This is a genomic window from Shewanella chilikensis, from assembly GCF_002836945.1.
Classification (GTDB): domain Bacteria; phylum Pseudomonadota; class Gammaproteobacteria; order Enterobacterales; family Shewanellaceae; genus Shewanella; species Shewanella chilikensis.
Window position 1 is genome coordinate 23,320 of record NZ_NIJM01000037.1, and the last position, 19,779, is coordinate 43,098.

20 protein-coding genes are annotated in these 19,779 nt (G+C 51.4%); 12 read left to right on the forward strand and 8 right to left on the reverse strand.

Translation table 11 applies throughout. The features are described 5' to 3' along the window. Complete coding sequence (gene fadB, locus CX651_RS13965; RefSeq protein ID WP_101056539.1) at nucleotides 1-2,151, reverse strand: fatty acid oxidation complex subunit alpha FadB; 2,151 nt, start codon at nucleotides 2,149-2,151, stop codon at nucleotides 1-3. Nucleotides 2,152-2,387: 236 nt separating this feature from the next. On the opposite strand from fadB, the gene pepQ reads away from it, so the two are divergent. The 4 genes from pepQ (at nucleotide 2,388) to hemG (CX651_RS13985) (ending at nucleotide 6,366) form a co-directional block, all read left to right on the forward strand. Next, complete coding sequence (pepQ, locus tag CX651_RS13970; RefSeq protein ID WP_101056540.1) at nucleotides 2,388-3,710, forward strand: Xaa-Pro dipeptidase; 1,323 nt, start codon at nucleotides 2,388-2,390, stop codon at nucleotides 3,708-3,710. After that, entirely contained in the window at nucleotides 3,703-4,317 is a 615-nt protein-coding gene (locus tag CX651_RS13975; protein ID WP_101056541.1) for a YigZ family protein, read from the forward strand. Before pepQ ends, CX651_RS13975 begins: the two co-directional genes overlap by 8 nt. A gap of 64 nt (nucleotides 4,318-4,381) precedes the next feature. Then, nucleotides 4,382-5,839, forward strand: a complete 1,458-nt coding sequence (locus CX651_RS13980) for a TrkH family potassium uptake protein (RefSeq protein WP_101056542.1) — start codon at nucleotides 4,382-4,384, stop codon at nucleotides 5,837-5,839. Next, nucleotides 5,839-6,366: a menaquinone-dependent protoporphyrinogen IX dehydrogenase gene (gene hemG / locus CX651_RS13985; RefSeq protein WP_101056543.1), complete on the forward strand. Its 528-nt coding sequence runs from the start codon at nucleotides 5,839-5,841 to the stop codon at nucleotides 6,364-6,366. The genes CX651_RS13980 and hemG (CX651_RS13985) overlap by 1 nt, the downstream gene beginning before the upstream one ends. A gap of 3 nt (nucleotides 6,367-6,369) precedes the next feature. Here the strand turns inward: hemG (CX651_RS13985) and CX651_RS13990 are convergent, their stop codons facing one another. Further along, the gene (locus tag CX651_RS13990) at nucleotides 6,370-6,675 is read right to left on the reverse strand and encodes an ArsR/SmtB family transcription factor (protein WP_039035694.1); all 306 of its coding nucleotides are present in this window, start codon (nucleotides 6,673-6,675) and stop codon (nucleotides 6,370-6,372) included. Nucleotides 6,676-6,903: 228 nt separating this feature from the next. Between CX651_RS13990 and hemG (CX651_RS13995) the strand changes: the two genes are divergently transcribed. Together hemG (CX651_RS13995) and speG are read left to right on the forward strand one after the other, a co-directional pair. Next, nucleotides 6,904-7,443 carry a menaquinone-dependent protoporphyrinogen IX dehydrogenase gene (gene hemG / locus CX651_RS13995; protein ID WP_039035695.1) on the forward strand — a complete coding sequence of 180 codons (540 nt, stop codon included), beginning with the start codon at nucleotides 6,904-6,906 and terminating at the stop codon, nucleotides 7,441-7,443. Between the two features lie 139 nt (nucleotides 7,444-7,582). Beyond that, the gene (gene speG, locus CX651_RS14000) at nucleotides 7,583-8,116 is read left to right on the forward strand and encodes a spermidine N1-acetyltransferase (protein WP_101056544.1); all 534 of its coding nucleotides are present in this window, start codon (nucleotides 7,583-7,585) and stop codon (nucleotides 8,114-8,116) included. An 8-nt stretch (nucleotides 8,117-8,124) separates the two neighbouring features. Here the strand turns inward: speG and CX651_RS14005 are convergent, their stop codons facing one another. Genes CX651_RS14005 through def form a run of 5 tightly spaced genes read right to left on the reverse strand, consistent with a single transcriptional unit; the run spans nucleotide 8,125 to nucleotide 13,782 of the window. After that, the gene (locus CX651_RS14005) at nucleotides 8,125-9,567 is read right to left on the reverse strand and encodes a TrkH family potassium uptake protein (protein WP_101056545.1); all 1,443 of its coding nucleotides are present in this window, start codon (nucleotides 9,565-9,567) and stop codon (nucleotides 8,125-8,127) included. Nucleotides 9,568-9,577: 10 nt separating this feature from the next. Continuing rightward, nucleotides 9,578-10,987, reverse strand: a complete 1,410-nt coding sequence (gene trkA / locus CX651_RS19980; RefSeq protein ID WP_039035698.1) for a Trk system potassium transporter TrkA — start codon at nucleotides 10,985-10,987, stop codon at nucleotides 9,578-9,580. 9 nt (nucleotides 10,988-10,996) lie between these two features. After that, entirely contained in the window at nucleotides 10,997-12,295 is a 1,299-nt protein-coding gene (gene rsmB, locus CX651_RS19985) for a 16S rRNA (cytosine(967)-C(5))-methyltransferase RsmB (protein ID WP_110691259.1), read from the reverse strand. Then, on the reverse strand, nucleotides 12,292-13,245 hold the full coding sequence (gene fmt, locus CX651_RS14015) for a methionyl-tRNA formyltransferase (RefSeq protein ID WP_101056546.1): 954 nt from the start codon (nucleotides 13,243-13,245) through the stop codon (nucleotides 12,292-12,294). Before fmt ends, rsmB begins: the two co-directional genes overlap by 4 nt. 27 nt (nucleotides 13,246-13,272) lie before the next feature. After that, the gene (gene def, locus CX651_RS14020) at nucleotides 13,273-13,782 is read right to left on the reverse strand and encodes a peptide deformylase (RefSeq protein WP_101056547.1); all 510 of its coding nucleotides are present in this window, start codon (nucleotides 13,780-13,782) and stop codon (nucleotides 13,273-13,275) included. A gap of 126 nt (nucleotides 13,783-13,908) precedes the next feature. Between def and CX651_RS14025 the strand changes: the two genes are divergently transcribed. The 6 genes from CX651_RS14025 to hemF all read left to right on the forward strand — a co-directional run bounded on the left by CX651_RS14025 (nucleotide 13,909) and on the right by hemF (nucleotide 19,197). Next, a complete protein-coding gene (locus tag CX651_RS14025) occupies nucleotides 13,909-15,009 on the forward strand; it encodes a LysM peptidoglycan-binding domain-containing protein (protein WP_039035702.1) in 1,101 nt (366 codons plus the stop codon). Then, nucleotides 15,006-16,109, forward strand: a complete 1,104-nt coding sequence (gene dprA, locus CX651_RS14030) for a DNA-processing protein DprA (RefSeq protein ID WP_446692569.1) — start codon at nucleotides 15,006-15,008, stop codon at nucleotides 16,107-16,109. The genes CX651_RS14025 and dprA overlap by 4 nt, the downstream gene beginning before the upstream one ends. A 2-nt stretch (nucleotides 16,110-16,111) precedes the next feature. Beyond that, the gene (locus CX651_RS14035) at nucleotides 16,112-16,588 is read left to right on the forward strand and encodes a DUF494 family protein (RefSeq protein ID WP_025889803.1); all 477 of its coding nucleotides are present in this window, start codon (nucleotides 16,112-16,114) and stop codon (nucleotides 16,586-16,588) included. Nucleotides 16,589-17,047: 459 nt separating this feature from the next. Beyond that, the gene (locus CX651_RS14040; RefSeq protein WP_025889805.1) at nucleotides 17,048-17,611 is read left to right on the forward strand and encodes a DNA topoisomerase family protein; all 564 of its coding nucleotides are present in this window, start codon (nucleotides 17,048-17,050) and stop codon (nucleotides 17,609-17,611) included. Between the two features lie 82 nt (nucleotides 17,612-17,693). Further along, complete coding sequence (locus tag CX651_RS14045; protein WP_101056549.1) at nucleotides 17,694-18,257, forward strand: L-threonylcarbamoyladenylate synthase; 564 nt, start codon at nucleotides 17,694-17,696, stop codon at nucleotides 18,255-18,257. A gap of 25 nt (nucleotides 18,258-18,282) precedes the next feature. Then, nucleotides 18,283-19,197 carry an oxygen-dependent coproporphyrinogen oxidase gene (hemF, locus tag CX651_RS14050; protein ID WP_101056550.1) on the forward strand — a complete coding sequence of 305 codons (915 nt, stop codon included), beginning with the start codon at nucleotides 18,283-18,285 and terminating at the stop codon, nucleotides 19,195-19,197. Between the two features lie 33 nt (nucleotides 19,198-19,230). Here hemF and CX651_RS14055 read toward each other — a convergent pair whose 3' ends face one another. After that, the gene (locus tag CX651_RS14055; RefSeq protein WP_025011814.1) at nucleotides 19,231-19,662 is read right to left on the reverse strand and encodes a group II truncated hemoglobin; all 432 of its coding nucleotides are present in this window, start codon (nucleotides 19,660-19,662) and stop codon (nucleotides 19,231-19,233) included. Nucleotides 19,663-19,779 lie beyond the last annotated feature (117 nt).

A 19,779-nucleotide genomic window follows, 5' to 3' on the forward strand; every position in this document is an offset into this window, starting at 1 on the left:
TTAGGCCTGATAGTAAGAACCGTTGTTGGCTGCCAGTTCACGCATGCCATCGGTCACTTGGTAGAGTCCCCCCAGGTGGGCGTATTTGTCAGCCAGGGCGACAAAGTTGGCAACGCCCATGGTATCCAGATAGCGGAACACACCGCCTCTGAATGGTGGGAAGCCAAGACCATATACCAGACCCATGTCGGCTTCGGCCGGGGTGGCGACTATGCCTTCTTCCAGGCAGCGTACGGTTTCAATAATCATGGGGATCATGGTGCGGGCGATGATTTCATCGCTGCTGAACTCTTTGAGTTCACCGTATTCGGCCTGCAGTAATTCGTAGCTGACAGGATCCTTGTCTTTCTTCGGCTTACCACGCTTATCCACAGAATACTGGTAGAAACCTCTACCGTTCTTCTGCCCCAGGCGCTCATGACCAAACATGATATCTATGGCGTCTTTGCCTGTTTTGCCCATACGGTCCGGGAAGCCTTCGGCCATGACGGCCTGGGCGTGATGGCCGGTATCCAAACCGACTACATCCAGCAGATAAGCCGGGCCCATAGGCCAACCAAACTGTTTCTCCATCACCTTGTCGACGGCGATAAAGTCTGCACCATCGGCCAGCAGGCCGTTAAAGCCGGCGAAATAGGGGAAGAGTACCCGGTTAACAAAGAAGCCGGGGCAGTCGTTGACCACAATCGGCGTCTTACCCATCTTGCTGGCATAGGCCACTACAGAGGAGATGGTTTCTTCCGAGCTGTGTTCGCCACGGATCACTTCCACCAGAGGCATCTTGTGCACTGGGTTAAAGAAGTGCATGCCGCAGAAGCGGGAAGGGTCTTTCAGACTCTTGGCAAGCAGGTTAATCGAGATGGTTGAGGTGTTGGACGCTATGATGGCATCGGCAGCTAGCTGCTGCTCGACTTCGGCCAGCACAGTAGCCTTAACCTTGGGATGTTCTACTACCGCTTCTACTACTATATTGGCGTCTTTGACAGCGCTGTAATCGAGCGATGGGGTGATGTTATTGAGCACTTTGGCCATCTTGGCCGGGGTGGAGCGACCACGCTCTACCTGGGCCGTCAGTAGCTTGGCCGCCTCGTTAAGGCCGAGATCCAGCGCCTTCTGCGCTATGTCTTTCATCACAATCGGTGTACCTTTGCTGGCACTTTGGTAGGCGATACCGCCGCCCATAATGCCTGCGCCCAATACAGCGGCTTGTTCTATGTTCTTGGCTTGTTTGGCGGCCTTCTTGGCTTTGCCTTTGACCAGTTGGTCATTGAGGAAGATGCCGATCAGCGCCTTGGCCACATCAGTTTTGGCCAGTTGAATAAAGGCTTGATGTTCTACCAATAAGGCTTCTTCGCGCCCCAGACCGGCTGCCTTTTCCACAACGTTAACCGCCGCCATTGGCGCCGGATAGTGCTTGCCGGCAACGGAAAAAACCATGCCCTTGGCTGTGGTGAACGACATCATGGCTTCTAGCTTTGGCAGTGTCAGTGGCGACTGTTTACGTTGACGGCGGCTCTGCCAGTCAAGTTTGCCAGCCAGCGCGTCCTGTAGCATCTGTAGTGCTGCGGCCTGGAGCTGCTCTGGAGCCACGACGGCATCTACTGCGCCAACTTTGAGAGCGGCTTCTGGGCGTTGGTCTTTGCCTGTGGTGATCCACTCCAGTGCATTGTCTGCACCTATCACTCTGGGCAGACGCACTGTGCCACCGAATCCCGGGATGATCCCCAGCTTGGTTTCCGGCAGGCCGATTCGGGCACTGGTGTCGGCAATGCGGAAGTCTGTGGCCAAAATGGTTTCGCAACCACCGCCCAAGGCAAAACCATTGATGGCAGAAGCGGTTGGGAAAGGCATGTCTTCCAGCTTGTTGAATACCGCATTGGCTTGCTGCAACCATGACAAGAGTACTTCATCTTCCTGAGCGAACAACCCGAGGAACTCAGTAATGTCGGCGCCGACTATAAAGGCAGCTTTAGCCGATGTCAGCAGCAGTGCTTTCACGCTGGATTCTGCTTTGATGGCGTCCAGAGCCTCATCCAGAGAGGTCAGGGTGGCGCGGTCGAATTTGTTTACCGATCCTTCGGCATTGAAGCAAAGGCGGGCGATATTATTCTCGAGTAACTCAACTTGAATCATCGAATTTTGGTAGATCATTGCTTGCATCCTTATTGCTTAGGAGTAGGGCAGCTCAGGCCATCATTTGACCAGTTGTTGCTCAGTGTGCTTCGAAAAAAGGAAAAATACAACACCCAATTTAAACGATCGTTTAATTGCTTGCCGGTTAGCTGCAAATTTCAGCTTTGTGATACACTGCACATTGGCTTTTGTTGTAACTGTGAACAGCGTCCAATGGCAAGGGGAACCTTGATTTCAGATAACAGGAACGGCTTATTATGCAACTGGCTCAGCATTATCAATCACATATAAATATTCTTAATCAAAGAGTTGCCGAGATTTGTGCCCGTGAGGGACTGTCTGGGTTGGCAATTCATTCGGGTCAACCCCACAGGCAGTTTCTGGACGATATCGATTACCCCTTTAAGGTGAATCCCCATTTCAAGGCCTGGGTGCCTTTACTGGAAACGCCTCACTGTTGGTTGCTGGTCAATGGTCGCGATAAGCCAATACTAATCTTCTACCGTCCCGAAGACTTCTGGCATAAGGTGACAGATCTGCCGCAAAGCTTCTGGTGTGACAGCTTTGATATCCGTATTTTGACCAAGGCCGATAAGGTGGCGGACCTCCTGCCTGTGGCAGAGGGTTGCTGGGCCTATATTGGTGAACACCTGGAAGTGGCTTCTGTGCTCGGATTTAACAACTGTAATCCAGAAGCCGTAATGAGTTACATGCATTTTTATCGTGCCTGTAAGACAGATTACGAGTTGGAATGTATGCGTCAGGCCAACCATATTGCGGTCGAGGGCCATCGCGCGGCCAAGAACGCCTTCTACAATGGTGCCAGTGAGTTTGAAATCCAACAGCAATATCTGAATGCCATAGCACAAGGGGAGAATCAGGTTCCCTATGGCAATATTATAGCCCTCAACCAAAACGCCGCTATTTTGCATTACACTGCGTTGGAGCATGAAAGCCCACAGCAGAGGTTGTCTTTTCTGATCGATGCCGGTGCTTCTTTCCACGGCTATGCCGCCGATATCAGCCGTACCTATGCTTTTGAAAAAAATAGGTTCCACGATCTTATCCTGGCGATGAATCAACTGCAGCTTCAACTGATTGAGCACTTGCGACCCGGCAAACGTTATACCGAACTGCATCTGCAGGCTCATCAACAGCTGGCGACTCTGTTACTTGAAGTCGGTCTGGCCAATGGCTCACAAGAGACGCTGTTGGAGCAGGGCATTACCCGGGCGTTCTTCCCTCATGGGCTGGGGCATATGTTGGGATTGCAGGTGCATGATGTCGGTGGTTTCTTCAATGACGAGCGCGGCACTCATGTGGCCCCTCCTGAAGATCACCCGTTTCTGCGCTGCACCAGGACTATGGCGCCCGGGCATGTAGTAACCATAGAACCAGGACTCTATTTCATCGATAGCCTGTTGGTGCCTCTTAAGCTAGATGGCCGTAAGAAGTTGGTGGATTGGGACCTCGTCGCCAGTTTACGTCCGTTTGGTGGGATCCGTATCGAAGACAATGTCATAATCCACGCCCATGGCAACGAAAATATGACTCGAGAGTCAGGTCTCATTGATTGAAAGTTATCCCATTGCGGCAGAAGAGCTGGAATATGAAGAAGAGATAAAGCACAGCCGCTTTATCTCTCTGGTATTTCCCTGTCATTCGCCGGAAGAGTTTAAACAGCAACTACAACAGATAAAGCTGCGTTATCCGGGGGCTAGTCATTATTGCCAGGCATTTATTTGTGGTGCAGCCATGGGGCAGTCGGCCATGGGGTCGAGTGATGATGGCGAGCCTGGCGGTAGTGCCGGTCGCCCCATGTTGGCGGTATTGCATGGGGCTGGCATAGGTGAGATTGGCGCGGTTGTCGTGCGTTACTATGGCGGCACCAAGTTGGGTGTGGGTGGGCTGGTTCGTGCCTACAGTAGTGGGCTCAAGCAGATGCTGCCACGGCTGGCGACCAAGACAAAAATGCTCAGGGAAAAAGGCCGTTTGGTTTGCCGTTACGACCAATTGGCCGATATCGAACATCTGCTGCAAAGGCTTGACGTGTTGATAGAGGAGCGGGAGTTTTCCGACCATATTCGCCTGACTCTGGCTGTGCCCTTATCTGTTACCGAGAGTATCAATAACGAGTTGGCTCCCATGAGCCAAGGACAATTAAAGATAGATTTTTCACAGTGAACACTCTGATAACTTGTGCGACAATGCTGGGTTTTATTGGCCAATGGACTGATTGAAAAACGGCATGCATTACCGAACAATTACCCGTATTACCGGGTTACTGATAGGGCTTTTCTCCATCACTATGCTGCCCCCGGCATTGGTGGCCCTTATCTATGAAGACGGCGGTGGTACGGCGTTTATTAAAGCCTTCTTTATCAGTCTATTTATCGGTTTCTGGCTCTGGTATCCCAATCGCCACCATAAGGCAGAACTCAAGACCCGAGAGGGTTTTTTGATAGTGGTGCTGTTCTGGACCGTACTTGGTGCCATAGGTACCTTGCCCTTTTTGCTATCGAAACAGCCGGACTTGTCACTGGCCGACAGTATTTTTGAATCTTTTTCGGCGCTGACAACCACGGGGGCCACTGTGATAGTCGGCTTGGATAACCTGCCAAAGGCGATACTCTTTTATCGTCACTTGCTGCAATGGTTAGGTGGCATGGGGATCATTGTACTGGCGGTAGCTATTCTGCCGGTTTTGGGTATTGGGGGGATGCAGCTTTACCGAGCCGAGATCCCAGGGCCCGTCAAAGACTCCAAGATGACCCCAAGGATTGCCGAAACTGCCAAGACGCTCTGGTATATCTACCTGATGTTGACCCTGGCCTGTGCCGGCGCCTACTGGCTCGCTGGTATGAGTGCCTTCGATGCCATCAGTCATTCATTTTCTACTATCGCTATTGGCGGTTTCTCCACCCATGACGCCAGTATGGGCTACTTTCAAAGCCCAACCATCAATTTGATTTGCGTGGTATTTCTACTGATTGCGGCAGTGAACTTCAGCCTGCACTTTGCGGCGTTTTCCCGCCGGGGGATCAACTTCAGGGTTTATTTTCGTGATGCCGAATTCAAGGCGCTTATCGCTATTCAGTTACTGCTGACCGCCATCTGTTTCGCCACCTTGTATCACTCAGGCATCTATGACACACCGGAGCAAACTCTGGATCATGCGCTGTTTCAGGCAGTCTCTATTTCCACCACAGCCGGTTTTGGTACCGAGAGCTTCCATGTTTGGCCGCTGTTTCTGCCCATCCTATTGATGTTTTCCAGCTTTATCGGCGGCAGTGGCGGTTCTACTGCTGGCGGGATCAAGGTTATCCGCGTGGTGTTACTGCTGTTGCAGGGGTCGCGCGAGCTTAAGCGTCTAATTCACCCCAGGGCTATGTTCTCGATTCGTATCGGTTCCAAGGCGTTGCCGGATAGAGTAATAGATGCTGTTTGGGGCTTCTTTTCCGCCTATGCCTTAGTGTTTGTCATTTGTATGCTGATCCTGATGGCCATGGGAATGGATGCGATAACGGCCTTCAGCGCCACCGCAGCTTGCCTCAACAACCTGGGGCCAGGCCTTGGCGAAGTTGCCAGCAACTACGCCAGCATAGAAGATGGCGCCAAGTATGTGCTTGTGGTTGCCATGTTGTTTGGGCGCTTGGAAATCTTTACCTTATTGGTGTTGTTTACCCCGACTTTCTGGAAGAACTGATGAGCAAAACTCTGATTATTTATTCGACCGTTGATGGCCAGACCAAGGCGATATGCCAGACAATGGCTGATGAATTGAGCAAAGCGGGTGAGACAGTCTCTATGGTATCGCTGGCTGAGGCGGAAGCTGAGCCTCTGCAGACTTTCGATAAAATCTTGGTGGGTGCCAGCATACGTTATGGTAAGCATAGGCCGGAGCTGTATCGTTTCGTCAATAACCACCATGCGCTGCTGAACGCCAAGAAGAACGCCTTCTTTACCGTGAATGTCGTGGCCCGTAAGCCGGAAAAGAATACCCCGGAAACCAACCCTTATATGCAGAAGTTTTTGCAGTTGTCCCTGTGGCAGCCGCAATTGCAAGGCGTGTTTGCCGGCAAGATAGCCTATCCTAACTACGGCTTATTTGACCGTAGCATGATTCGGCTGATCATGTGGATAACCAAGGGGCCAACTGATATCAGCGGTACTTATGAATTCACCGATTGGCAGCGGGTGAAGGCCTTTGCCGCCGAGTTTGCCGAGCTTTAAGACCTAAGCGCAATACTTGCGGTGCAGGATAGAGATGACCTCTGTGACCTGCTGGTTCTTGAGCGAGTAGTAAACAACCTGCGAACTCTTGCGGGTTGCCACCAGATCTTCGGCGCGCAGTACTGCCAGATGTTGTGACAGAGCAGATTGGCTCAGGGGTACGGTTTCATTCAACTGAGTGACGCTCAGCTCTTGATCCAGTAGTAGGCAGAGGATCATCAGGCGGTAAGGGTTGGCGATGGCTTTGAGCCATTTGGCAGCATTTTCCGCATTGGAAAGCATGGCTGCGATATCAATATCTTTTTGCATCAGCTTGGAACCTCTTCGCCTTTTGATTAGGTTATTCTAATTGAATGGGGAGATGAGCACAATCATCAGTCTTTTATCTGGATCGCAATTCTAGCCTGAAAACTACCGATTCAGCGCAATTTGCGGCAATATTCTCAAGAGTTGAAGCCGATTATGTGATCTCTCAACTTGTTCAATCCGGGCGACAAGCTACACAATTTAAGTTACAGACACTCAATAGGCGAACTTATGAAATCCATTCTTGTGCTCTACTTTTCCCGTGGTGGCCACACTGCCAAGATCAGTCGCTGTATAGCTGAAAGACTACAGCAGTTGGGTCATGAGTGTGACAGCATGGATTTGGCTGCAGCCGAGGCGGAAAACATCGACTGGCAAAAATATGATGCCGTGGTACTCGGTGCCTGTGTGCTTTATGGCACCTACGACAAGAGTGTGTTCGCTTTTTGCAGCAAACACCAACAGGTGTTGACAGAGAAAGGGCTCAGCTTCTTCTCTGTTAATGTGGTGGCCCGCAAGCCGGAGAAACGGATCCCGGAAAACAACAAGTATCTGCAGAAGTTCATTGCCCTGTCGGATTGGAAACCCAAGGATGTGAAGATTATCGCCGGTAAGGTGGATTACCCCTCTTGGGGCTGGCTGGATAGCTTTATGATCCGGTTGATCATGAAGATGACCGGCGGCCCAACCGATCCCAAGACGGTTATCGACTACACGGACTGGGAAGATGTAAAGCGCTATGCCGAGTATTTGAGTGATTTGGCATCCTGATAGAGCCGATGTTTTCCAAGCGCAGTCATGGTACTGCGCTTTTTTGTATGTGTGAAAAAGGTGGCTGCAAGGTCAGCACTGTGTGCCTGTTGCCCGCTTAATATGGGCGGCTTTATTGGTACGACTTTTAGGGGGTGTCATGAAAGACGGTGAGATTCGCCTGCGTGCGTTGGAAAAAACAGACCTGAGATTTATTCATCAACTAAATAACAATCGCATCATAATGGCTTATTGGTTTGAAGAGCCTTATGAATCGTTTGATGAGCTTGAAGAGCTCTACAACAAGCATATCCATGACAAGACAGAGCGGCGCTTTATCGCAGAAAATGCTCAGCAACAGACTATAGGCCTGGTTGAGTTGGTGGAGATCAATGACATTCATCGTAACGCCGAGTTTCAGATAATCATAGCGCCGGAGTTTCAGGGGCGAGGCTATGCCAGAGCTATGGTCAACAAGGCGCTCAATTACGCCTTTACCATACTAAACCTCTACAAGGTTTATCTGCATGTGGCACTGGAGAATGACAAGGCGTTACAGCTCTATCAAAAGTGCGGCTTTAAAGAGGAAGGCCATTTGGTACAGGAGATCTTTATCAACGGCCAATATTCGGATGTCAAACGTATGTATGTCTTGCAAGCCGATTATCTACAGTTGAATAATATTCATCTATAATGGGGTTGTCAGTATTTCCAGAAACTGGGGTGGAACAATACGGCGACGGTCAGGATCTCCAAGCGGCCCAATAACATGCCTATCGACAGCGCCCATTTGGCCAAGTCCGGCAGGCTGGAAAAGTTGCCTGCAGGGCCAATAACCGGACCAAGTCCTGGGCCGACATTGGTCACAGCCGTAACTGCACCAGACAGGCTGGTGATAGGATCCAGACCACAAAGTACCAATACCAGCGTCAGCATCACGATAACCAGCATAAACAGCAGCGCGAAGGTCACCAGGGAACGCACAATCTCTTCGTTGATAGGTCGGTTGTTGTAGCGCTCGCGGAAAATACCGTTGGGATGAAACTGCTGCTTCAATTGTTCACGCATGATGGCGCCGGCGATCTGGAAGCGGAATATTTTTATGCCGCCGGAGGTTGAACCTGAGCAGCTGCCGACAAACATCAGGAATAGAAAGGCGATATTTGCCAGCGCCCCCCAACTGCCATAGTCGGTCAGACCATAGCCTGTGGTGGTGACCACGGAAACCACGTTAAAGCTCGAGAGCCGCAGGGCATCAATAAAGGCTATTTCCCGCGAACTGTAGAGCCAATAGGCCAGAGAGAAAGACACTAGCAGCAGAAAAAGAATAAAGCCTTTTACTTGGGCATCATTCCACACCTTGATACTACGTTGTTGTAGACTCTGAACAAACATCAGTAGCGGCAGACCACCGGCAGCCATAAATACCACCCCGACCCAGTGCGCCGCCTTGGGAAAGGCCGCCATGGAACTATCCGAAGTCGAGTAGCCCCCAGTGGAGAGCGTGGTCATGGCATGGTTGAGCGCCTGAAACCAGTTCATCCCCGCCAGGTGATAAGCCAAACCGCAGCATACCGTCAGTCCTAGATACACCAGAAACAGGTATTTAGCCAAGCTCTGGGTACGAGGGATGGCTTTCTCGGACCAATCTGAGGATTCGGTTCTGAACAGCCGCATCCCCCCTACGTTGAGAAACGGCAGAATGGCTACCGCCATCACAATAAAGCCTATGCCACCGAGCCACTGCAACAGCGAACGCCAGACGAGAATGCTGTGATCCATGCTGTCCAGGCCGGATAATACTGTGGATCCTGTGGTGGTGATCCCCGACATGGTTTCAAAGAAGGCATCGGTATAGCCAATACCGTGATACAAGGTAAAAGGCATGGCGGCGAATAAGCTGACAATAAACCAGGTGAGGCTGGTCAGCAGGAACATATCGCGGATATTCAGATTGAGTTTTTGTCCTTGCCCCCTATGCATACAAAGGCTGGAGATTGTGCCAGTGACCAGTGCCGATGCCATGAAGGCCGCCACTGTTTCTTCGCCGTAAAACAGGGCGAAGAAGAGTGGAATAAACATAAAGGCCGTCAGCATGGATAAAAACAGGCCTAGGATGAATAGCAGTGGGCGAAAATTCAGCATGGCCAGAGCCTTAGAAGAAAAACGCGCTCGGCTGGAACAGTTTTTCCACTTCACCGATAAACTTCTTGTTCACCAGAAAGAGAATGACATGGTCTCCCTGTTCAATAACTGTCTTATCGTGGGCCATCAAGACTTCATCATCGCGGACTATGGCACCTATGGTGGTGCCCGGCGGCAGCTTGATTTCGCCTATCTGTTTGCCGACGACTTTGCTGGTGCTGGAATCTCCATGGGCTATGGCCTCAATCGCCTCGGCAGCACCGCGACGCAGTGAGTATACGTTGCAGATATCCCCTTGACGGATATGGGTCAGCAGAGCCGAGATGGTGGCTTGTTGCGGCGAAATGGCAATATCGATATTGGCTTCCTGAACGATATCGACATAGGCTTCACGCTGAATAAGCACCATCACTTTCTTGGCACCCATACGTTTGGCCAACAGCGCCGACATGATATTGGCCTCGTCGTCGTTGGTGACGGCGATAAACACATCGGTTTGATCTATGTGCTCTTCCATCAAGAGTTCCTGATCGGAAGCATCGCCGCAGAATACCGTGGTATTTTCCAGCTTTTCCGACAGTGCCTCGGCTCTGTCCTGACGGTGCTCTATCAACTTGACCGAGTGATTACGCTGTAGCTTCTTGGCCAGTCCCAAACCTATGTTACCGCCACCGGCGATCATGATATTGCGGTAGCTGTTATCCAGCTTCTGCATCTCACTCATTACTGCCCGCACATGGCGACTGTCGGCGACAAAGAACACTTCATCATCGGCTTCTATGATAGTGGTTCCCCTGGGCATAATCGGCCGTCCCTGACGGAAAATAGCCGCCACCCGGGTATCAATATTCGGCATGTGTTCGCGCAGCGTTGCCAGCGCGTTACCCACCAAGGGGCCACCATAATAGGCGCGAACCGCCACCAGACTCAGTTTGCCTTCGGCGAACTCTAAAACTTGTAAAGCCCCTGGATAATCTACCAGACGCTGTATGTAAGCGGTTACTAACTGCTCGGGGGCTATCAGCTCATCTATGATGAAACCACCCCGGGTACGAGGTTCATTACTCTTGGTTTCACTATCGATAAACAGTTTATCCTGCATCCCCAAATACTGCTCTGAGCGAATACGGGCTATCTTGGTTGGTGTGCCAAACAGGGTATAGGCAATTTGACAGGCGGCCATGTTGCATTCGTCGCTGTTGGTTACAGCGATCAGCATATCGGCATCTTCGGCGCCGGCTTCTTTCAAGACGCCGGGGTGAGCTCCGTGACCGACAACCACTCGCAAGTCATATTTGTCTTGCAGAGCCCTAAGGCGGTTTCTGTCACTGTCGACTATGGTGATATCGTTGTTTTCACCCACCAGGTTTTCTGCAAGGGTGCCACCGACCTGACCTGCGCCCAAGATGATTATTTTCATGGCCTCGTCTTATCCCTGAAGTTTCGACTTAACGATTCGCGCGTAGTAAAACCCGTCCATATTGTCCTGTCCGGGCAAGATTTGCCAGCCTATCGCATCTGGCTGGTCTGCCTGAGTGATAGTCTCCAGCCGTGCATCCGGCGTACGTTCCAGAAAGGCGGCAACTTGATCGCGGTTTTCCTGGGGCAGGATAGAGCAGGTGGCGTATAACAGCACACCGCCTGGCTTTAACCACTGCCAGCAGTGATCCAATATCTGTTGCTGCACCTTAGCCAACTCCTCAATATCCTGCGGCTTACGCAGCCACATGATATCCGGATGGCGCCGAATAACGCCGGTAGCCGAGCAGGGAGCATCCAGTAATATGCGATCAAACTTGCCACCCTGCCACCATGAAGCAATATCGGCGGCATCGCCGTGCACCAACTTGGCATTTAGCTGCAACCTTTGCAGGTTCTCGGCAACTCTCTGTAACCGCTTGTTGTCGTTGTCGACCGCCACCAGCTCTATGTCCGGACACAGCTCCAGCAGATGGCAACTCTTGCCTCCCGGAGCGGCGCAGGCATCGAGAATGGTTTCGCCCGCTAGAGGTGCCAGCAGGGCGGCGGCCCATTGAGCAGCACCATCCTGCACAGACACTGAGCCCTCGCCAAAGCCGGGCAGAGTGGTGACATCGCAGGCTTGCTCGAGCAATATACTGTCTTCCCCCTGACCTGGAGTGGCGACAATTTCGGCGTCAGTCAAGAGTTGCAGATATTGCTCACGACTTTGGGATAAACGGTTGTTGCGCAGCCACAGGGGCGGTCGCTGGTGACTCTGTTGCACCACCTGCTGCCAGTTTTCCGGATAGGCGGCAGTGAGCGCCTTGAGGATCCAGTTGGGCGTATTGTGTTCCAGCACAGGGTTATCTGTGGCCAGTGGGCTATTGTCTCGCTGGATATTGCGTAAAACGCCGTTGACTACCTTGACCAGGTTTTCAAACTTCAGCTGACGACAGGCTTCAGCAGTTTCCGAAATAGCTGCATGGGCCGGTATCCGGGTGAAATACAGCTGGTAACAACCCACAAGAAGCAGCTGGTGGACGATACGCTGTTTCCCTTTGAATTGTTTACTGAGGCAGTCGCTGACTCTCTTGTCCAGTTGTGGCAGGGTGCGCATTACGCCATAGCAAAGCTCGGCCAAAAGCGCTTTGTCTTTGCCGCTGTGAAGTTGCTGCTGTTGTTCGGGCAAGGCAACCGAGAGGGACATGCCCCGCTCCAGCACCTGAAAGATGGCCTTGGCGGCAAGAGCTCTGAGATTCTGCCTCATGATGCTTGAGCCAAATTTTTTCCGGGCTGGAACCATTCGCCCCTGGCGTTGAGAATATCGGCGATATCCAGCGGTTTTTTCCCTGGCAGTTGTGCCTTTTTCAACACCAATAGGCCATCGGCAGTGGCAATGGCTAATCCTCGCTTGTCGGCGCGCACCACAGTGCCAGGCGCAAACTGCTCGGCTGACTCTTCCACTTCGGCCTGCCAGACCTTGATATTTTGTCCCTGGCATTCAAAGTAGCTCACCGGCCATGGGTTAAAGGCGCGGATCTCCTGCCAAAGATTGCGGGCAGCTTTATGCCAGTCGATGCGGGCTTCCTCTTTACTGAGTTTTTCGGCGTAGTTGGCCAGTGATTCGTCCTGTGGCTCGGCGGTGAGTTTGCCTTCGGCCAGACCTTGCAGAGCTTGGATTAGTGCCACCGGTCCCTGCTGAGCCAGCTTTTCATACAGGGTTGCTGAAGTGTCGTCATCGGCTATCGGTAGCGAAGTCTTGAGCAACATGTCGCCGGTATCCAAACCGACATCCATCTGCATTATGGTGACCCCGGTTTCTTTGTCCCCGGCCCATAATGCCCTTTGGATAGGCGCCGCACCGCGCCAGCGCGGCAGAATAGAGCCGTGAACATTGATGCATCCCAGGCGAGGAGCCTGCAACACTGCCAATGGCAGGATCAGGCCATAGGCGACCACCACCATGATATCAGCTCCCAGATCTGCCAGCTCCTGCTGGGCTTCTTCATTGCGCAGTGATTTGGGTTGATAGACGGGAATATCGTGTTCCAACGCCAGTGCCTTGACCGGGCTGGGTGTTAGCTTTTGGCCTCGTCCGGCGGGCTTGTCCACTCGGGTATAGACGGCGATGACTTGATGTTCTGAGTCCAGCAGCGCCTGCAGGTGGCGCGCTGCAAAGTCCGGAGTTCCGGCAAAAATGATCTTCAGTGGTTTCAAAATAGATCCTAATGATTCGGGATTAATTCAGGCTTTAGCTTCCTGACGTGCTGCTTTTTCCAGCTTTTGTCTGATCCGCTGACGTTTCAGTGGTGACAGATAATCAACGAAAAGCTTGCCCTTTAGATGATCCATCTCATGCTGAATACAGATGGCAAATAAACCGTCTGCTTCAATAGTAAATTCATTGCCATCGCGGTCGAGTGCCGTCACGGTAATAAATTCGGCTCTGTCCACCTTGGCATAAATACCGGGTACAGACAGACAACCTTCTTCATTACAGAAGTCGCCGCTGGCACTGATAATTTGGGGATTGATAAAGACTTTTGGACGTTCAACGTCATCCTGCAAGTCCATCACTATCAGTTGCTTATGAAAATCGACTTGAGTCGCGGCCAGACCAATACCCTTTTCTTCGTACATGGTCTCGAACATATTATCGATTTGCGTCTGCAGGTCAGAATCAAATTCTGTCACTGGTTGGGCAATCGTGCGTAATCTCTCGTCTGGGAATCGTAATACTTTTAACAGGGTCATAGATAAACTCTTAACAAGTCTGTCAAATCCGTGCCAGTTGGTTATACTGACTTGTGCTATTGCGTTAATTTTAATCCTTAGCGGCTATCAATAACAGCAAAAGCTCTCACTAATGAGCCAGACAACATGGAAGCCCCCATGAAACGGTTAATTTTACTCGCGTTACTGACATTTAATTGCACCTTCGCTGCTGCAGATACCCTGACATTAAAACCCGGTCACCCTGATACTTACGTGGTCAAGAAAGGCGATACCCTTTGGGATATATCGGCTCTGTTTCTCAAAGACCCCTGGCGCTGGCCGAAACTTTGGGGCGCCAATCCCCAGATAGCCAATCCACACCTTATTTATCCCGGCGATCGATTGACATTGGTGTTTATCGACGGTGAACCCAGGTTGGTCAATAAACCCCATGTTCGCAAGAGCCCCGCAGGAAGAGCTCAGCCCAAAGGCGGTGCCATTCCCGCGGTGGATTTGGCCTTGATTCAACCTTACCTGGTGCAAAACCGGGTAGTTGACCCTGAGTGGTTCAAGGAACAACCTATGGTGCTGGGGGGAGAAAGAGATTCCCGTCACCATGTGATGGACGACATCATCTATATCCAGGCCAATCTGCCACAAGGCGATAAGGTCGGGATGTATCAGCCCGGGCGTGAATTTACCAATAAGGAAAGCGGTGAGTTGCTGGGTCAGGAAGTAATCCTCAGTGCCAGTGGCCGAGTGGTGGAGTCGGGTGAAATCTCCAAGGTGAAGCTGCTCAACAATTTCCGCGAAACCAAAGCCGGTTTCCGAGTGTTGGCGATAGAAGATGACTCCTTGTTGTCTGCCTACTTTATTCCCAAGGCCAGCGATTTAGAGGGCGCCAAGGTGTTGGCATCTGAGCGTAAAATTCGCGCCATGGGTAAACTGGATGTGTTTTATCTGGACCGGGGCAACCGAGAAGGTGTTGAGCCCGGCGATGTGTTCTCTATCTATAAGGACGGTGCCGAGGTGGTTATCAACGGCGAGGGTATCCCGGTGCCGCCGACCGAACGCTCTGCTTACGACAACCTGATGGCCAAGATGGGTTCAGACAATGCCGTTAAGCTGCCCGACCTCTATCGCGGTCAGGTCATGGTGTTTAAGGTATTCGACAAGACAGCTCTCGGGCTCATCATGGTGAATGAAAGCCCTGTCAGGGTAGATGACCTTTTGGTCAGGCCTGACACATTATTGAAAGGTGAATGACGCATAATAGTCTGGTTGATTGGTTGGTTGTCGCTGCGGTATCTGGACTGGGACCCCTCCGGATAAGGCAATTGCTCTTGCACATGGATGTGGCTGAGTTGAGACAGAGGCTGGAACATGAACCCCGGTCTTTGCCAATAAACCAGACACAGCTCCAGCGCTTGGAGTTGGCTCCTGAAAAAGTTGACCAAGCCTTGCAATGGCAGCAGGGTGCCGAGGGTAGATATCTAATCTGCCCCGACGATCCTTTTTATCCGCCCCTCTTGAAACATATTCCTGATTTTCCTCCAATTTTGTTCGTCAAAGGACAGGTTGAAACCCTGCTGCAACCTGCGCTGGCCGTTGTTGGCAGTCGCGATGCCAGCCGAGCCGGTTTATCACTTGCCTGGCAGTGGGGCGCCGAATTGGATGCCTTGAACATCAGCGTATGCAGCGGCATGGCTGCCGGCATAGATGGCGCTGCTCATCGGGGAGCTTTGTCGGCAACCGGCAAAACCATTGCGGTACTGGGTACCGGAATTGACGAAATTTACCCTCGAAGGCATAGGGTTCTTTATGATGATATTCAAGTACATGGTGCAGTTATCAGTGAACTTTGGCCCTCTGTCGGCGTATTTTCCGGGAATTTTCCCAAGCGAAACCGTATAATCAGCGGCCTTGCAATGGGAACCTTGGTGGTAGAAGCTCGTCGGCGCAGTGGCTCACTGATCAGTGCACGCCTGGCAGCAGAGCAAGGTCGAGAGGTTTTTGCGGTTCCAGGTTCAGTCATGGGCGATGAACATCAGGGATGCCACGATTTAATTCGCAATGGGGCAAAACTTGTGGAGTCGGTGGCCGATATAGTGGAAGAGTTGGCGCCTTTATGTAGCTGCCACCTTGAAGACTTGCGCAAGAGTCACCATATAAAACCAAGTGAGAACTCTGAGTTGCCATTTAAAACGCTGTTAGCTAGTGTAGATTATGAGACCACACCTTTGGATGTGGTGGTTGAGCATAGTGGAATAACGTTGGATCTGGTGTTGGAACAATTGCTTGAACTTGAGTTGCAAGGTTGGGTTGCCGCAGTACCCGGTGGTTACGTTAGACTTAAGAGGAAATAGCCATGTTTGATATCCTCATGTATCTGTTTGAAAACTATGTTCATAGTGAAGTTGAAATGTTGGTCGACGAAGATGAGTTGACCAAAGAACTCACCCGTGCCGGTTTCCATCAGTCCGAAATCATCAAGGCGCTTTCCTGGCTTGAGCGGTTGGCCGAACTACAGGAGAGCGATACTCCCTACCTTAGAGGGCATACTCAACATTCCTTCCGCATCTACACCAAAGATGAAATGGAAAAACTGGACGTCGAGTGCCGTGGTTTCCTATTGTTCCTGGAGCAGATTCGGGTATTGAATGTGCAAACCCGGGAAATGGTTATTGATAGGGTGATGGAATTGGACGAGCCAGCTATGGTGTTGGAAGACCTCAAGTGGGTGATTCTGATGGTATTGTTCAATGCGCCCGGTAATGAGTCTGCCTATGAGCAGATGGAAGATCTTATCTTCGAGCAACCAGAAGAAGGTCGATTACACTCCTGAACGGCAGTTTACATTCGACAATCTCAGCACGGATAGTATGGCTAATGTGAGGTGGTTTTATATCGCTCTGGCGCCAAACGAGATGTGCTGAGATTCTTGAGCAAAAAGAGAAACTGCAAGATGTATGTGCCGTTATTGCCTGTCTTGGCCGGTATCTATTTAATTTGCTTTCAGGATATTCTCAGAAAGTTGGGCAATCTTTTTTGGCTGCAGTGATCTTCATTTCCCCATTGTCTGGATACTTCAATTTTTATCATTTCGCAAACGAGAGCGATAAGCCTTTCTGAAAAAGACCACGACAGTTTCCAACCTATGTAACTTTTTCCTGAAGTGAAGGCTATTTTACTATCTGTTCTTGCCGGCTGAGTCTTTCAGTGAGTGTGGTCATCAACTCGACTCCCTTTATCCGTGTGGCGCTGGTAAAATGTTCGCCTAACTCTTTTAACAGCGAGATGTGTCATGGCCAAGATAGACCAGCAGTTGTTCAATGCTCGGGCGCACGCGCTCGAAAAAGAATATGAACTTTGTCCCAAGTGCGGCAGTGAGCTCTCCGTGCGCCACAGTAAGCATGGTGGCTTCATTGGCTGCAATAATTATCCAGCGTGTGATTACACCCGACCTTTGGTGCAGCACGAATCCATCGACTCTCAGCCTATTCCAGGCTCCGAGTGTCCCCAGTGTGGCCACGAGTTAGCGGTCAAATCGGGGCGCTTTGGTATTTTTATTGGTTGTACCCAGTATCCACAATGCACCCATATCGAGCGACACGATCAGCAGGAAGAGGCTGAAAAAGTGCCTTGTCCTCAGTGTAATAGCGGAGTGCTTGAGCATAGGACCAGCAAGTTCGGCAAGAGCTTCTATGCCTGCAGCAACTACCCCAAGTGCAAGTTTCTGGTGAATTTTCCTCCTCGGGCAGAAGCTTGCCCTGAATGCGGTTTCGGGATTCTGGTAGAGCGCAAGGGCGCTGCCGGCGACAGACTGGAATGTCCCCGTAAGGAATGTAAGTACAAGCGAACTCTGTGATCCGGCTCAATATGTGACTATAATCACCTCCGCTGTCGCCGAGGGCGTTCAGCCGTCTTTGTCTCTATAAAAGGTACACTCAATGCTGCACTTGCTCGCCGCCGGGAGTAAGCAACTGCTTCTGGATGGAGGGGTCATAGCATATCCCACCGAAGCTGTTTATGGTTTGGGATGCGATCCCGATAATGAAGCCGCCGTTTCCCGAATTCTCGACATCAAACAGCGTCCCTGGCACAAGGGGCTTATCATGGTCGCCAGTGACTATCGGCAGTTGCAACCCTATCTGGACGAGTCTCAACTGAGTGATGAGCAACTGCAGCAGGCGTTTGCCAAATGGCCCGGACCTTACACCTTTGTTATGCCGGTGCGTCAGGGGATGAGCCAACTGCTTTGTGGCCATTTTGACTCTATAGCCGTCAGGGTGTCGGCTCACCCTATTGTCAGGGAGTTGTGTGATACCTTGGGCAAGCCGCTGGTATCCACCAGTGCCAACTTGGCGGGTGAGTCGCCGGCTCTGACAGTGAATGATATTGAAACAACGTTTGCCGGGCAGATAGATGCCCTTATCGAAGGAGAGTTGGGGCAGCAGCGCCAGCCTTCCACCATCATAGATATTCGCAGCGGCCAGATCCTGCGTAATGGCTAATAATTCCAAGCAAGAAGGAGTGAGCATGACGGCACCAGATTCCCACCAGGTAAAAACATTCTTGATGCAACTGCAACAACAGATTTGTGAAGGACTGGAACGACTGGACGGCAAAGCTGAGTTTGCTACTGATTCTTGGAAACGGGCCGAGGGCGGTGGCGGTATCAGTAAGGTACTTAACGGCGGTGAGGTGTTTGAACAGGCCGGGGTGAACTTCTCCCATGTAGAAGGCGCGGCCATGCCGGCCTCGGCTACGGCGCACAGGCCTGAGCTGGCCGGACGAAGCTTTGAAGCCATGGGGGTTTCACTGGTTATCCACCCGCGTAATCCCTATATCCCAACCACTCATGCCAACGTGCGCTTTTTTATTGCCCGCAAAGAAGGCGCCGATCCCGTCTGGTGGTTTGGTGGTGGCTTCGACCTGACCCCCTATTACCCCTTCCTCGAGGATGTGCGCGAATGGCATCAGCAAGCCAAAGCGATTTGTGAGCCTTTCGGCGAAGCGGTATACCCCGAGTACAAAAAATGGTGTGATGAGTATTTCTTTCTGCCACACAGAAACGAAACCCGTGGTGTCGGCGGCCTTTTCTTCGATGACCTCAATCAAGGTGGCTTTGAACACTGCTTTGCTTTCATGCAAGCGGTCGGAAATGGTTTCTTACCTGCCTATGCCCCCATTGTTGAGCGGCGTAAGGATACCGAATATGGCGAGCGTGAACGTGAGTTCCAACTTTATCGCCGTGGTCGCTATGTAGAGTTCAATCTGGTCTATGACAGAGGAACGCTGTTTGGGCTGCAAACCGGCGGCCGAACCGAGTCAATACTCATGTCGATGCCGCCCTTGGTTCGCTGGCAATACGCCTATGAACCCGAAGCCGGCTCTGCCGAAGCCAAGCTCTACAGTGACTTTTTGCACCCCAGGGATTGGCTCACTGAATAGTTAGTGAGGGTAACCAATAAGCCTTAATCTGGCTTATTGGTTACGCATATGGTCTGCTAACTGAGCGATAGCATTGAAAATCACCTTCCTGTGCTCTGGATCCTTCAGGTTGGCCTCCAGCGAGGCCCTCATGCATAACAGCCACTGATCGCGCATTCTTTCATCAACGGCAAACGGCATGTGTCTGGCTCTCAGCGCCGGGTGGCCATATTTGGCTTGATACAGCTGAGGCCCTCCCAACCAACCGCTGAGAAACTCATATAGTTTCTGCTCCGATTGTGCCAGCGGAGCCTGATGTATGGACAGGAGTTCCTGAGTATCCGGCCGCGTTTGCATCTGCTGATAAAAGCTCTTGGCTATGGCGCGTATCGTCTCGTCGCCACCAATCAGATCATAGGCGTTGGACTGGGTGGGGTCCCGCTCGGCCTCGGGTTTGCGATTGATAATTTTCTTTAGCCAGTTCATTTTCGTGTTGAATCTTGTTGTCGATTTTGGCGCCAGTATACAATGAAAACCCCATAGGTCGGGCAATGTAGATCAGATAAGGATCGGTTGACCGATCCTTCTGATGAGAGACAATCG